General features: G+C 60.7%; 11 protein-coding genes. 8 read left to right on the plus strand and 3 right to left on the minus strand.

The features are described 5' to 3' along the window. Positions 1-327 precede the first annotated feature (327 nt). The 3 genes from G3480_RS06655 to G3480_RS06665 all read left to right on the plus strand — a co-directional run bounded on the left by G3480_RS06655 (position 328) and on the right by G3480_RS06665 (position 3,047). Positions 328-888, plus strand: coding sequence for an ankyrin repeat domain-containing protein (locus tag G3480_RS06655; protein ID WP_164652956.1), 561 nt, complete (start codon positions 328-330; stop codon positions 886-888). 869 nt (positions 889-1,757) lie between these two features. Next, a complete protein-coding gene (locus tag G3480_RS06660; protein WP_164652959.1) occupies positions 1,758-2,636 on the plus strand; it encodes a hypothetical protein in 879 nt (292 codons plus the stop codon). A gap of 93 nt (positions 2,637-2,729) precedes the next feature. Continuing rightward, positions 2,730-3,047: a BolA family protein gene (locus tag G3480_RS06665; protein ID WP_164652961.1), complete on the plus strand. Its 318-nt coding sequence runs from the start codon at positions 2,730-2,732 to the stop codon at positions 3,045-3,047. A gap of 52 nt (positions 3,048-3,099) precedes the next feature. On the opposite strand, the gene G3480_RS06670 is transcribed toward G3480_RS06665, so the two are convergent. Then, the gene (locus G3480_RS06670; protein WP_164652963.1) at positions 3,100-4,443 is read right to left on the minus strand and encodes an amino acid carrier protein; all 1,344 of its coding nucleotides are present in this window, start codon (positions 4,441-4,443) and stop codon (positions 3,100-3,102) included. 357 nt (positions 4,444-4,800) lie between these two features. On the opposite strand from G3480_RS06670, the gene G3480_RS06675 reads away from it, so the two are divergent. The 5 genes from G3480_RS06675 (at position 4,801) to gad (ending at position 10,304) form a co-directional block, all read left to right on the plus strand. After that, a complete protein-coding gene (locus G3480_RS06675; protein WP_164652965.1) occupies positions 4,801-5,475 on the plus strand; it encodes a septation protein A in 675 nt (224 codons plus the stop codon). 1 nt (position 5,476) lies between these two features. Beyond that, the gene (locus G3480_RS06680) at positions 5,477-5,776 is read left to right on the plus strand and encodes a YciI family protein (protein ID WP_164652967.1); all 300 of its coding nucleotides are present in this window, start codon (positions 5,477-5,479) and stop codon (positions 5,774-5,776) included. 55 nt (positions 5,777-5,831) lie between these two features. After that, positions 5,832-6,695 carry a peptidylprolyl isomerase gene (locus G3480_RS06685; protein ID WP_164652969.1) on the plus strand — a complete coding sequence of 288 codons (864 nt, stop codon included), beginning with the start codon at positions 5,832-5,834 and terminating at the stop codon, positions 6,693-6,695. A gap of 190 nt (positions 6,696-6,885) precedes the next feature. Further along, complete coding sequence (gene cls / locus G3480_RS06690; RefSeq protein ID WP_164652970.1) at positions 6,886-8,340, plus strand: cardiolipin synthase; 1,455 nt, start codon at positions 6,886-6,888, stop codon at positions 8,338-8,340. A 581-nt stretch (positions 8,341-8,921) separates the two neighbouring features. After that, positions 8,922-10,304 (plus strand): glutamate decarboxylase, encoded by a 1,383-nt coding sequence (gene gad, locus G3480_RS06695; RefSeq protein WP_164652972.1) that lies wholly within the window; start codon positions 8,922-8,924, stop codon positions 10,302-10,304. Between the two features lie 194 nt (positions 10,305-10,498). On the opposite strand, the gene G3480_RS06700 is transcribed toward gad, so the two are convergent. Both G3480_RS06700 and G3480_RS06705 read right to left on the minus strand, forming a co-directional pair. Continuing rightward, positions 10,499-11,134: a trimeric intracellular cation channel family protein gene (locus G3480_RS06700; RefSeq protein WP_164652973.1), complete on the minus strand. Its 636-nt coding sequence runs from the start codon at positions 11,132-11,134 to the stop codon at positions 10,499-10,501. 861 nt (positions 11,135-11,995) lie between these two features. Beyond that, entirely contained in the window at positions 11,996-12,592 is a 597-nt protein-coding gene (locus tag G3480_RS06705; protein WP_164652870.1) for a VPLPA-CTERM sorting domain-containing protein, read from the minus strand. Positions 12,593-13,402: the final 810 nt, after the last annotated feature.

A 13,402-nucleotide genomic window follows, 5' to 3' on the forward strand; every position in this document is an offset into this window, starting at 1 on the left:
GGCTAGGGGGGATTTCGGGCGGCATCGCTCGCGTCGGGAAGCAATTGATGGACACTGTCTAAGCGTTGCATCCGACTCGCATGGATCCGCACCCCGCGACCTCGAATCCTTGGGGGCGCAAAATGCTTGCAGATGAATCAAATTTCGATGAAGCGTCCGACCATCCAAGGCCGTCGGGATCAGGATCAGGATCAGGATCGGGATCGAACCGACGATAGCGATCCCGATAGCGATCCCGATGGCATGACTCGTCGGTCTGAGGCGAAGCCTCGCTAGCCTTTGCGCATTCTCATTGGCGGGAAAAGGCGCGCGAAGGAGAATGTGCCCATGAAAATCACACAGAATCTCATTCTCACCCTGATCGCGGTCGCGCTGTTCAGCGGATGCGGTCGCTCGGGCGATAGCACAACGATCGCCGCAGGCGGAGCGGCGCTCCTCGAAGTGGCCGAGCAGGGCGATCTCCAGACACTGAATCAGCTCTTGGCGCAACACCGCCAGCCCGACGTGCGTGACAGTTGCGACTGGACCCCGCTCATGAAGGCCGCCCTCTACGGCCATCAAGAGGTCGTAGAGCGGCTCATCCAAGCCGGAGCGCAGGTCGACGCGGCCGACAAGGGTGGCTACACGGCGGTCATGCTCGCCGCCTCCAACAACCACGCTCAGGTCGTCGACCTGCTGCTGAAGCAGGGCGCCATGGCAGACCACCAGGAGTCCACCAAGGGCTGGACGGCACTGATTTGGGCCGCCAAGCAGGGACACACCAAGGCCGTCTCGGCCCTGCTCGCGCAGGGTGCCGATCGGACACTCAAGGACTACGACGGTAAGACGGCCGCTGACTGGGCACGCCAAGAGGGTCACAGCGAGGTCCTCGAACTCCTGCAGGGCTGAGCACCGCCCCTGGCGTCGCCACAACAAAGCGACGCCCAATCACGCCATCGCTCACCCGAGATTCGGGAGTTGGGGCTCCAATGGCACCAATGTCACGAAGAAAAGCCTAGGACTGTCTTGCCTCACCACCTATCGGTTTTATATAGCCAGGGCCTCCAGCCCTGGCAAACCAGGCCAGGATGGCCTGGCTATACGCAGGCTTGGAGCGGCTGTTCCGGTTGATGTCGGGAAACCGATAGGTGTTGAGCTGTCTTGCGCGGACTTCCCGTCCGCCGAACCTCTGCGAAGAACAGAAAACCTAACCCTTGAGAGACTGTCTGGAAATCATCGTAGAGGCCCCTAGGAGCCTGTCCGACTTGGGGGGATCGAAGCGAGGAAGTGGGAGAGCGAGGCCATTTCGTTCCGGTTTTGAGGCGCATAGTGGTTCTATGTAACGAAAAAGCGGGGCGAAAGGGACCGTTCTCCCGATTCCATAGCCGATTCATCCTAAGTCGGACAGGCTCCTAGGATCCTTGAGGGCGCAAAATGCTCGCAGATGAGTCAAATTTCGATGAAGCGTCTGACCATCCAAGGCCGTCGGGATCGGGATCGAACCGACGATAGCGATTCCGATCCCGATGGCGATCCCGATGGCATGACGCGTCGGTCTGAGGCGAAGCCTCCCTAGGAAAGTGACCATCAACAACTTCCCCCCCTTTCGCAAAGGGGGGACAGGGGGGATTTCGAGCGGGGTCGCTCGCATCGGGAAACAATTGATGGGCACTTTCTGGGAGTTTCCAGACAGCTTCTGAGCGCGCTGCCGATCCGCCAACTCAACCGTTCAGGAATTGATACTTGGGCTTGACTACGGACCCAGTTATGCTTCAGGCATGCCAAGCCTGAGAGAAAAAATGGCGGAGAACGGGTTCGAGTCGAACGATGACTACGAATTCCAGCTTCGCTGCCTCCTGGAGAGCCCAAGCAGGGGCATTCGCACCCTCAACATCGCCGGCGAGGGCGAGCGCCGCAAGACAGCCTTTGCCAACGCCCTGGCGCGCTCGCTGGATTTTCCGCACCTGCTCTATCACGACTTCACCGACGAGAGCCCACCGCTGCCGGACGTCATTCTCCCGCCCAGCCGCGACGAGCTTGGCCGCGAGGAGCCGCCGATCGAACCACTGGATCAGATCCTGAGCGAGGCCTGCGCCCAGAGCGAAGGCGAGCCGACCGTGCTGATCCTGGACCAACTTCACGCAGCGGACTTTCGCGAGCACATCCGCATCCATCGTCTCGTCTCCAGCTGCTACTGGGACGTCAAGGACGGGCGCTATTTCGCCAATGCGCGCCATCTGCTGCTCTTCCTGATCTCGGAGGAACCGCTCTATCACGCCCTGCAAAAAGAGAGCTTCCGGGTGTGGATCAATCGTGCCTCGGAGCGGCATCTGGACTACCGCCCCACCGAATTTGGACTCACGTCTCAAGCCCAACCGCTCTTTGATGCCCTCGCCCAGCTGTTTCGAGAACTGGATGCGGCACCAACCCGCAGTGAGTTCGCGCGCATCCTTTCTGACCTGCAACTCCATGTGCGCACAACCGAGCACTTACAGCTCAGTCTGTTCGGACGTACCGAAGGCCTCGAACGCGCTGCCATCGCATCGCCCGAGCATCAATCACGCTTGACCAGCGTCGTCGACGCGGCGCAGACATTGCTGGTTACGGAGCACATCGAGCTGTCCGGCTCGCCTGACCACAAGCGCGACCCGGAATAAGAAAAACAATTTGAGTTTGGGAGAGCCGGGGCAAGGAAGTCGACCCGGCTCCTAGCATAGCCCCCACATGGGGCACCACGCGGAGGAAGAGCCATGAATCGAAAGCAGCGCATCGAGAGCCAAATCAAGGAAGCGCTCCAGCCAATGTATCTAGACATCGTCGATGAGAGCTATATGCACTCCGTGCCTCCGGGCTCGGAATCGCACTTCAAGCTCTTGGTAGTCAGCGACACCTTTGCCGACATGCCCTTGGTCGAGCGCCATCGGCGCGTCAACGCAATGCTCAGCGAGGAACTGAGAGCCGGGTTGCACGCCTTGACGATGCACACCTGGACTCCCGAAGAATGGCAGGAGAAGGGAGGGGTTCCAGAATCCCCCCCCTGCCAGGGCGGCTCCAAGGCGACTGCATAGCGCAGAAGACGCAGAGACCGCCGCCAAGCGGCGGTCTAGAGGAGCCTGTTGGTCAAGCAGGCTTGCTCGCGAAATGATCCCGAGTCAGTTTGAAGACCACCGGACTCAAGAGCAGCAGTGCAACGAGGTTCGGCAGCGCCATCAAGGCGTTCAAGGTATCCGCCACCAACCAGATAAAGTCGAGCTGGGCCATGGCACCGAGAGGCAGCGCCAAGACCCAGAGCACGCGAAACGGCAGAACGGCGCGCTCACCGAGCAAATACTCGGCACAGCGCTCACCGTAGACGCTCCAGCCGAGCGTGGTGGTGTAGGCAAAAAGCACCAGCCCGAAGGTGACGATGTAGGAGCCAACGCCAGGCAGCCCGGTCTCGAACGCCAGTGAGGACAGGGCGGCACCCGTCTCACCCGAATCCCAAACACCTGAGACGAGGATGACGAGGCCGGTGATGGTGCACACGATGATGGTATCGATGAAGGTCCCCAGCATGGCAATGGTCCCCTGAGTGACCGGATTGCTCGTTTGCGCCGCCGCGTGAGCAATGGGCGCGCTGCCCAGACCGGCCTCGTTCGAGAAAACACCGCGAGCGACACCGAATTGGATGGCCGCGGCCAAGGTCGCACCCGCGAATCCCCCCGTCGCGGCAATGGGATTGAAGGCGTGGACGAAGATGAGTTCGAAGGCCGCGCCAATCTGATCAGCACTGAGCGCCAGGATGACGAGACCACCGCTGACGTAGATGATCGCCATGAAGGGCACGAGCGCGGCCGAGACCTCGCCGATACGCCGAATGCCGCCGATCAGAACGATTGCCGCAAAGACCGCCATCACCACGCCAGTGATCCAGACAGGGACGCCGAAGGTCGTCTCAGTCGCATGCGCGACGGAATTGGCCTGCACTGTATTGCCGATTCCGAACCCGGCGAGCAGCCCGAAGATTGCGAAGGCCGTGGCCATCCAGAGCCATTTTTTGCCAAGCCCGAGCTTGATGTAGTACATGGGGCCGCCGAGGTGGCTGCCCTTGCTGTCGACCTCGCGATAGTGAACGGCCAGCACGGCTTCCGCGTACTTGGTCGCCATGCCAACGAGCGCGGTGCACCACATCCAGAACAGTGCCCCGGGTCCGCCGAGGAAAATGGCGGTCGCCACGCCGGCGATGTTCCCTGTCCCCACCGTCGCCGACAGCGCCGTGGTCAGCGCCTGGTAGGGCGGGATGTCACCCTCCCCCTGCTTGATGCGCCCGCGCCACAGCATGCGAAAGCCGTAGCCGAGCTTGATGATTGGCATGAGCCGCAGCCCAAGCATCAAGAAGAAGCCTACCCCCAGAATCAAGACGAGCATTGGCGGCCCCCAAACGAGGCCGTTCAACGCACTCACCCAAGCTGATATTTGCTCCACAAAGATCCTCCAAAGATTCGCTGTGATCGAGTTTCCGCAGGGCACTATACAAGGGGCCAGGTCGCGTTCACAGTCTCACCAAAAGCCTGCTACAGGCTTTACCCGAGCCCCCGAGCATCTTATCCTGCGCGGCCACACACCGAAGTAGGCGGTTCCTCGCACCAGAACCGGCCGAGCATCTGGCGTCGGGGCTTAGGCTAGATTCAGCCAAAGATTCGGAACACTCAACCCCGACTGTCTGTTCCACGCGGGAACCAGCGGATCCGGAGGCATCCAAGACAGGTGAGGAGCCGCTGGCTTCGTTAAGCGTCGGCGCTCTCGCCGCTCTCAAGGGTCACCTAAGGCCCGGATATCATCATGAAACTATTGATCGATTTCTTTCCCGTTCTGCTCTTCTTCGCCGTCTACAAGCTAGCGGGGATCTACTGGGCGACCGGAGCGGCCATTGCGGCGGCGGCGGCTCAAGTGGGCTGGTCATGGATGCGTCGGCGACACGTCGAGAAGATGCACCTCGTCACGCTCGGACTCTTGAGCGTCTTTGGCGGACTCACCATCGCGCTCCAAGACCCGATCTTCGTCATGTGGAAACCAACGCTGGTAAACTGGTTGTTCGCTGCGGCCTTCATCGGGAGCCATCTGGTCGGGGAGCGCACCCTCATCGAGCGCATGATGGGACACGCAATCCAAATGCCTAAGCCGATCTGGTCGCGCCTCAACCTTCTGTGGACGGGATTCTTCGTGTTCCTTGGGCTCGCCAATCTCTTTGTGGTCTACGTCGGGAGCGGCTTCTACGAGGCTCAGCAAGCGCTGCTCGCAGCCTCGGGGCAGCAAGGCGTCGACCTCTCGGCATGCGCTGAGACCTTCAAGGGGGATCTCTTGAATCTCTGTCGGGACGCCCAGGCCCGCGAGGAGGTTTGGGTGAACTTCAAGCTGTTCGGTATGATGGGGCTGACGATAGCCTTCGTCATCGCGCAAGCCTTCTACCTTTCCCGCCACGTCCACGACGATCCCCAAGCTCTGGAGACTGATTGACGTGCTCTACGCCATCATCGCGATCGACAACCCAGGTTCACTCGAGGCCCGGCTCAGCACCAGACCCGCCCATCTGGCACGGCTTCAAGCGCTCCAGGACGAGGGACGACTCGTCCTGGCTGGTCCGCACCCTGCGATCGACAGCCCGGACCCGGGTGAGGCGGGCTTCACGGGATCTCTCATCGTCGCGGAATTTATCGACCTCAAGACTGCCGAAGACTGGGCTGCCGCCGACCCCTACCGGGCGGCCGGGGTTTATCGCGATGTGACCGTGAAGCCCTTCAAGCAAGTTTTTCCTTAATGCCTCGGGCATGCTCGTGGCGTCCCATTGTTCAAAATCCATGGATATGTTGATCATGAAGACAGCTCGTATTCCTCTACTGCTTTGCGCCCTGCTCGCGACCACGACCACCTTCGCGGAAGACGCCAAGGAGGCCGATTCCCCGGACACCCTGATCGCCACCGTCAATGAGGTGCCCTACCCGCTCGACGTCTTTCGTATCTTCTACATGGAGCGTCTCCAGGGCAATCAGGCCCAACAGAACAATCCGGCCTTTCAGCAGCAGGTCTTCGACGAATTCATGGGGCTGATCGTCGCCTCTCAGGAAGGCGATCGCCGCAAGCTTGAAGACAACCGCAATGTCGTCGCGGCCCTGCAGCTCGAGCGCATGAAGGTCATGTCCAACGCCGCGCTCTCAGCCATGGCCGACGAGATCGAGCCCACCGAGGACGAGCTGAAGGAGACCTACGAGAAGGTCAAGGAAAAGACCACCCGCATGGAGTACAAGGCCAGACATATCCTGGTGAAGGAAGAAGACGAGGCCAAGAAGCTGATCAAGCAGCTCGACAAGGGGAAGGATTTCGCCGAACTCGCCAAAGAGCACTCGGAGGGACCGACCGGCAAGGACGGCGGGGAACTCGGCTGGTTTGACGCCAAGCAGATGGTAGCGCCTTTCTCCGAGGCCGTTGCGGCGCTTAAGCCTGGCAGCTACACCAAAGAGCCCGTGAAGACCCAGTTCGGCTGGCACGTGATCGAGCTTGAAGACAGCCGCACGGCAGAGCCGCCGGCGTTCGAGGACGCCAAGCCGCAGCTCATCGCCCTGGTCAAGCGTCAGAAGATCGCCGAGAAGGTCAACGAGATGCGCAACGGCGCAATGGTCGAACTCAATGAAGATGTCGTGAAGATGAAGGAACAGGACCAGGACGCCAAGTCCGAGTAAGTCCACCTTGCCTCGACGCCTTTGGAAGAGCCGACCCACTGAGGGTCGGCTTTTTTGCTCTTGCCTCCTGAGGCTGCGCCTGTAGAGATGACAGCACAGTCCCAAGCTGCCCGATTCTGTCCACTGGAAGACCGAAACCGACAATGCCAGGTAGCATCGAGCGACATCCTTCGGCGCAACGGAGTCTCTAATGAACACTGCGACCTTCTTGCCAACCGCCCTCTTGGCGCTGCACCTCGCCATCCAAGTCGCCCTGATGATGCGGATTCTACTGCGTCCGCATCGTGATCCTGCCTCGCGCATTGCCTGGGTAGTCGTCGTCATGGCGCTGCCGGTCGTGGGCATCCTGTCCTATCTGCTGCTCGGCGAGGTCAACATCGGCCGACGCCGAATCGAGCGCATGCGTCAGGTGTTGGCGGGCATGCCCAGCGTCGAGGATGCGCCGGGCGCGGATGCCGCTGAGCTGAAGGCCGATGTTCCGGAACGCCATGCCCACCTCTTCCGCGTCGGGCAGTCGATCAGCGGCTTCGCGCCCCTAGGTGGCAATCGCGCCCAACTCCCGGAGGATTCAGATGCCGTCATCGACGCCCTGGTGGCAGACATCGATCACGCTCGCGACCATGTCCATCTCCTGTTCTACATCTGGCTGCCTGACAAAAATGGCCTCAAGGTTGCCTCGGCCCTGATGCGGGCCGCCGCGCGCGGTGTCACCTGCCGCGCGATGGCGGATGATCTGGGTTCACGCCGCATGATCCGCTCGGAGCATTGGCGCGCCATGGAAGCGGCCGGTGTGCGTTTGGCCCGCGCGCTGCCTATCGGTAACCCCATCCTGCGCGCGCTCGGCGGGCGTATCGATCTGCGCAACCATCGCAAGATCGTTGTCATCGACGACGACATCACCTATTGCGGCAGCCAGAACTGCGCCGACCCCGCCTTTACAATCAAGGCCAAGTACGCCCCCTGGGTGGATGCCATGATTCGGTTCGAGGGTCCAATCGCCCGCCAGAACCAGCATCTGTTCGCCAGCGACTGGATGGCCATCATGGACGACGACATCGCCGCGCTGCTGCATCGGCCGCTGCCGCCGACGCGGCCGGGACTGGCGGCACAGGTGATTGGCACTGGGCCGACGGTGCGCTACTCGGCCATGCCCGAGATGTTCGAAACCTTGATCTACAGCGCGCGCCGCGAGCTGGTCATCACCACGCCCTACTATGTCCCGGTCGAGTCGATGCAGGCCGCGCTGTGCGCCAGCGCCCGACGCGGCGTCGACACCAGCATCGTGTTTCCGGCCCGCAACGACAGCTGGGTCGTCTCGGCCGCCAGTCGCAGCTACTACGCCGATCTACTCGCCGCCGGCGTGCGCATCCACGAATATGTCGGCGGACTGCTGCACACCAAATCACTCACCCTGGATGGCGAGATCAGCCTGATCGGCTCCGCCAACATGGACCGACGCAGCTTCGAGCTGAACTACGAGAACAACATCCTGTTCTACGATACGGCCCTGACCGCAGACCTGCGTCAACGCCAACAGAGCTACATCGACAAGTCCGTACCCATTGACCCGCAGAGCGTCGCGCGCTGGACCCGGCGGCACAGGCTCTGGAATAACGCCATTGCGATGCTGGGGCCGGTGCTATGAGCCTGGAAGGCGGATCTGCGGCCTTGCCGGGTGCGCTATGCTTCTTCGGCGCCAGCGATCCGATGATCCCAGGGCTGTTCGAGGCAAACGCGCTGGCGTCCAGCAAGGCCGCCCCTTAGAAAGTGTCCATCACAACTTCCCCCCTTTCGCAAAGGGGGGCCAGGAGGGATTTCGGGCGGCATCGCTCGCATCGGGAAACAATTGATGGGCACTTTCTTAGCCGCGGGCGGCAAGGCGTCGGCCTAGAAAGTGTCCATCACAACTTCCCCCCTTTCGCAAAGGGGGGCCAGGAGGGATTTCGGGCGGCATCGCTCGCATCGGGAAACAATTGATGGGCACTTTCTTAGCCGCGGGCGGCAAGGCGTTGGCTTAGAAAGTGTCCATCGCAACTTCCCCCCTTTCGCAAAGGGGGGCCAGGGGGGATTTCGGACGGCATCGCTCGCATCGGGAAACAATTGATGGGCACTTTCTTAGCCGCGGGCGGCAAGGCGTCGGGATGGAAAGGGGCCAAGGGCACCCTTCGCCGCGACCATCGAATCAGCGGTTCTTCACACTGACCAACGCGCGGGAGTTCAAGCAACATGGTGACGAAAAAGATCGAGGCCATCGAACCGGACGAAACGGATTGGATGCTGGCGCCCGCCTACGGGCGACGCGGCATGACCCGACCGGTGCCCAAGTACCGCCTGCCGGATCACGAAATGGACCCGGATACGGCCTATGGCATCATCCACGATGAGCTGATGCTGGACGGCAATGCACGCCTGAACATGGCGACCTTCGTCACGACATGGATGGAGCCGCAGGCCGAAAAGCTGATGGCCGAATCCTTCGACAAGAATATGATCGACAAGGACGAGTATCCGCAGACGGCCGCCATCGAAGCACGCTGCGTCAACATCGTCTCGAACCTCTTCAATGCGCCGGAGGAAGGTGTCGGTGCCTCGGCCGTCGGCTCCAGCGAGGCGATCATGCTCGCCGGCATGGCGCTTAAATGGCGCTGGCGTGATCGCCGTCGCGCCGCCGGCAAGCCAACCGACAAACCCAATCTCATCCTCGGCGCGAACGTCCAGGTCGTGTGGGAGAAATTCTGCCGCTACTGGGAAGTCGAGCCGAAATATATCCCGATGGAAAAGGGGCGGTACGTGATTACGCCGGAGGAAGTCGTGCGCTTGACCGACGAGAACACCATCGGTGTCGTCGCCATCCTGGGCACGACCTTCACTGGTGAGTTCGAGCCAATCGAGGCGATCCACGAGGCGCTTGTAGAGCAGAATGCACAGACCGGCTGGGAGATCCCGATGCACATCGACGGGGCCAGTGGCGGCTTCGTCGCCCCCTTCCTGCACCCGGATCTCAGGTGGGACTTCCGCTTGCCGCTGGTCAAGTCCATCAATGCCTCGGGCCACAAATACGGTCTGGTCTATCCGGGTGTCGGCTGGGTGGTTTGGCGCAGCCATGAAGACCTGCCCGAAGATCTAATCTTTCACGTCAACTACCTGGGCGGTGACATGCCGACCTTCACGCTGAATTTTTCGCGCCCCGGCAACCAAGTCGTGGGGCAGTACTACAACTTCCTGCGTTTGGGGCGGGCCGGCTATCTGCAAATCATGGAGACGCTGCGCGACACCGCGATGGAACTGGCCAAGGGCATCGCCGAGATCGGTCCCTTCGAACTCGTCAGCGACGGCAGCGCCATCCCCGTGTTCGCCTTCAAGCTCAAGGACGCGGTCACCAGCTACAGCGTGTTCGACGTCTCTGACAAACTGCGGCAATACGGCTGGCAGGTCCCGGCCTACACCATGCCGGAGCATGCAGAGGAGGTCGCGGTGCTGCGTGTCGTGGTCAGGGAAGGCTTCAGCGCCGACATGGCGGAGATGCTGCTCGAGGATATCCGCAAGACCGTCGAACACTTCGATGGGCGGTCAGATCACGCGCCTCAGGTTCAGGCATTCGCGCATTGACGTGGACATCCGGTTGCGCAGGCGCGCTGGATGCGCCTGTGCCTTGCTTGCGGGGCGCTTAGAAAGTGACCATCAACAACTTCCCCCCTTTCGCAAAGGGGGGCCAGGGGGGATTTCGGGCGGGATCGCTCGCATCGGGAAACAATTGACGAGCGATTTCTTACCTCAAGAGGTACTGCCTGGACTCTTCCTGCTCAGCCCGGCCGCGACTTTGTCATCAACCAATTCGGCATGGCTAGATCCCAGCGAATCGCGGCGGCGCGCAGCGCAAAGATGAGGGCACCGCAGCCGAGCGCACTAGCGAAGCGGCTGTCCGGAGCCCAGCTCAGCAGCGCCACGTAGAAGGTGCAGCCGATCAACACAGGCGTCGCGTAGAGTTCGCGCGTCATCAAGAGCGTCTGGCGTCCCGCCAGGACATCGCGCATCAGACCGCCACCGATGGCCGTGATGATGCCCAGGATGATGGGCGCGAGGGGGCGACCGAAGTCCATGCCCCAGGCCTTGTCTACGGTTTGAATCGCGAATAAGGCGACACCGAAGCCGTCGACATAAAGCATCAGGCGGAAGATCTCTTTGCGGGTGAGCCGCGCATCGGCGAAAAAGGTCACCAGGCTTGCAACGATGGCGACCCAGAGATAGTTGAGATCGACGGCCCAGAAGACTTGCACATCCAAGATAAGGTCGCGGATGGTGCCGCCACCGACCGCCGTAATGATGCCAAGTACGATGGCGCTGAAGAGATCGATCCCTTTGGGCGCCAAGACGAGCACCGCCGTCACCGCGAAGGCGGTAATGCCCGCCATGCCGATCCAATAGCTGAACGCTTTCAATCACGCCTCCTCGTGGTGTGCTTGCGCCAGGCCCAGCACCTTGGGGCGGTTCGGTGTCCCCTTGGCAATTTTCTTCGTAAAGTATCCGCAAAGCCCCGACGCGAAACAATCCGGGGATCCGGCAACGCCCTCTTCATTGCCATCGACGTGGCTCACGAGTGTCAACCTGAGCGGCCAGATGTCGCCCCCAGGGGCCTTGATCATCGTTCCGGCCAAGTGGGCGGCTTACTGCGTAGTCAGGCCATCTTGACCTGACGGAATCAGGGCTGGAAGCCGAAGGCCGGGCGCAATAGCAATACGACGCGCGCAACCCTCTGTTTGCGCGACTCGAGCTATTTGCCTGGGAAGATCATCATCGGGTGCAGCCGCGGGCGGGGTACCACATCGTCTGCTCGCACCTGATGAAGTGGGCTCGCCATGACCAACGTCATCCTCGCCGAAACAGCCCAGCGTCGTCCGTGACATCGCGCGGGTGCTCGGCGCTGGTCACAAGGGCGCTTGGTATCTAGAAGGCTCGGCTGTCGCGTGACCTGGGCGCGGGGCCATCTGGTCCAGTTCGCCGAGCTGGGCGCATTCGCAGGGCTTGGGCCGAGCGCTGGTCGTCGGACCCGCTGCCAACGATCCCGGAGCAGTGGAGGCTGCGCATCCGCAAACCGACCGCGAAACAGTTCAAGATCGTCTAGGCGTTGATGACCGCCCCGGAGACCGAGCGTCTCATCTGCGTGACGAGCGCCGGGCGCGAGGGCAAGCACATCTTCCGCCTAACCCATGAGCACGCCCGCTGCGAAGGCCGTTCGCGCGGCTGTGGAAATTCCGCCTGACTGAAGAGGCCATCCGCGCGGGCTTGTCAGTATCAATGGCTCAGGATTGCAACGCGCCAGTCTTGCGCCGCAAACGGGCAACCCCGACAAGTCCGAGCAACGCCGGCCCGAAGAGCAAACCGGCCGCAGGGATAGGAACTGCGCTCACCTGGACTCGAGCGACATCGAAGCCATCCTTGCTCCGACTACCTAAGGAAGTCGAGTTGTCTACGATCAGTAGAAAGGAGAAGGTGCCGGTCGCGTCCAGGGTGCCGCCGCTCTGCGCGGTGCCATTCCCGATCGTACCGAGCGAAGTCCAGCTGTTGAAGTCCAGACCGCTGAAGTCGCCATCCCAAGTGTTTCCCGCGTAGACATTGATCTGCTCAGGATGGTTGCCGCAAGTTACGCCGCTTCCCGTGCAATTGAAGGTGGTTTCCCAAATGGTCACCGGCCCGGTGAAATCCGTGCCGAACTCGAAGACACCAGCGCCTTCCAGACCAAGGCTTCGAAAGGTGTCTGGAGTGTCGCCGAGTGCGTTCGCGTCAACATTTCGGTTGTTGGCCGTCGTGATGCCGGCTTCACCAGCTCCGTACTGAAACTCAGCGTCGGTCGCGAAAAGCCCCCAGTGTCGCCGACATCGCCGGTGCGCTGTAGGCACAAACTGCTGTGAGGGCCAGCATGGGGGCTAGAATCTTTTTCGCACTCATTGTGTTAACTCCTTGAACGTCGGGCGAAAATTTTTACATTGTGATTGTCGGGCTGTGGGGCACTACGCGTCCGTTGACGGCTTGGCTGCGCGGAGTCATCACAGGCTTCATCAAATTCAGAAGGCACAATCCGCGCCCTTTTTATTGTTACCTTCGTTTATACTTGACTTTAGCCATTTCCACCTCAAGAATAATATTTATAATCAGCAGCTTAGGGTTGAACAGCTAATCGCAAAATTTAGCGCTCGAGGCGTCGATCATTGTTCCGGCCAGTCGTCTTCGGTAGGCTAGACCAGCTTGCCCCGAGCAAGATCGAGGCGCGCAGTGCAGTGCAGTGCAGTGCAGTGCACCAACAACGACGCGGGATTCGCTGGACTTCGCTCTCGCTCGTCCATCTTACCGGTGCCGACTGACGACTACGGCCGGATGAAACGCCTCGCACTCCTCACCCCGCCCAACGGCTTCGCATCACGTGATTTCAAAGAGTTGCGCGGAAGACCAAGACAGAAAATGGCCGAAGTCGAGTCTACAGAGTCTTGATTTAGTTTGCTCGGCTTTCACACACATTCTGCCACTGGATCGGGATATTAAACCGCGTCCAGACCGAGAAACGTAGTTTTTTCGAGACCGGTGCCGCCTAAGACGCTGTATAGGAACTAGCTCTTAATAATTCTTGACTTAGAGCGCGCGACGAATGCGAATAATTCACTCATAAGCTATTTGATTGTTGCAGATTTGACGAAGCAATAGACGTGACGATG

It is taken from the genome of Thiorhodococcus mannitoliphagus, assembly GCF_010915725.1.
GTDB classification, from domain to species: Bacteria; Pseudomonadota; Gammaproteobacteria; order Chromatiales; family Chromatiaceae; genus Thiorhodococcus; species Thiorhodococcus mannitoliphagus.

What these genes read in the sequence shown, in the direction of transcription:
- cls (WP_164652970.1), top strand. Translation starts at nt 6,886, where the DNA reads ATGAACACTGCGACCTTCTTGCCAACCGCCCTCTTGGCGCTGCACCTC.
- G3480_RS06655 (WP_164652956.1), top strand. Translation starts at nt 328, where the DNA reads ATGAAAATCACACAGAATCTCATTCTCACCCTGATCGCGGTCGCGCTG.
- G3480_RS06685 (WP_164652969.1), top strand. Translation starts at nt 5,832, where the DNA reads ATGAAGACAGCTCGTATTCCTCTACTGCTTTGCGCCCTGCTCGCGACC.
- G3480_RS06660 (WP_164652959.1), top strand. Translation starts at nt 1,758, where the DNA reads ATGCCAAGCCTGAGAGAAAAAATGGCGGAGAACGGGTTCGAGTCGAAC.
- G3480_RS06675 (WP_164652965.1), top strand. Translation starts at nt 4,801, where the DNA reads ATGAAACTATTGATCGATTTCTTTCCCGTTCTGCTCTTCTTCGCCGTC.
- gad (WP_164652972.1), top strand. Translation starts at nt 8,922, where the DNA reads ATGGTGACGAAAAAGATCGAGGCCATCGAACCGGACGAAACGGATTGG.
- G3480_RS06665 (WP_164652961.1), top strand. Translation starts at nt 2,730, where the DNA reads ATGAATCGAAAGCAGCGCATCGAGAGCCAAATCAAGGAAGCGCTCCAG.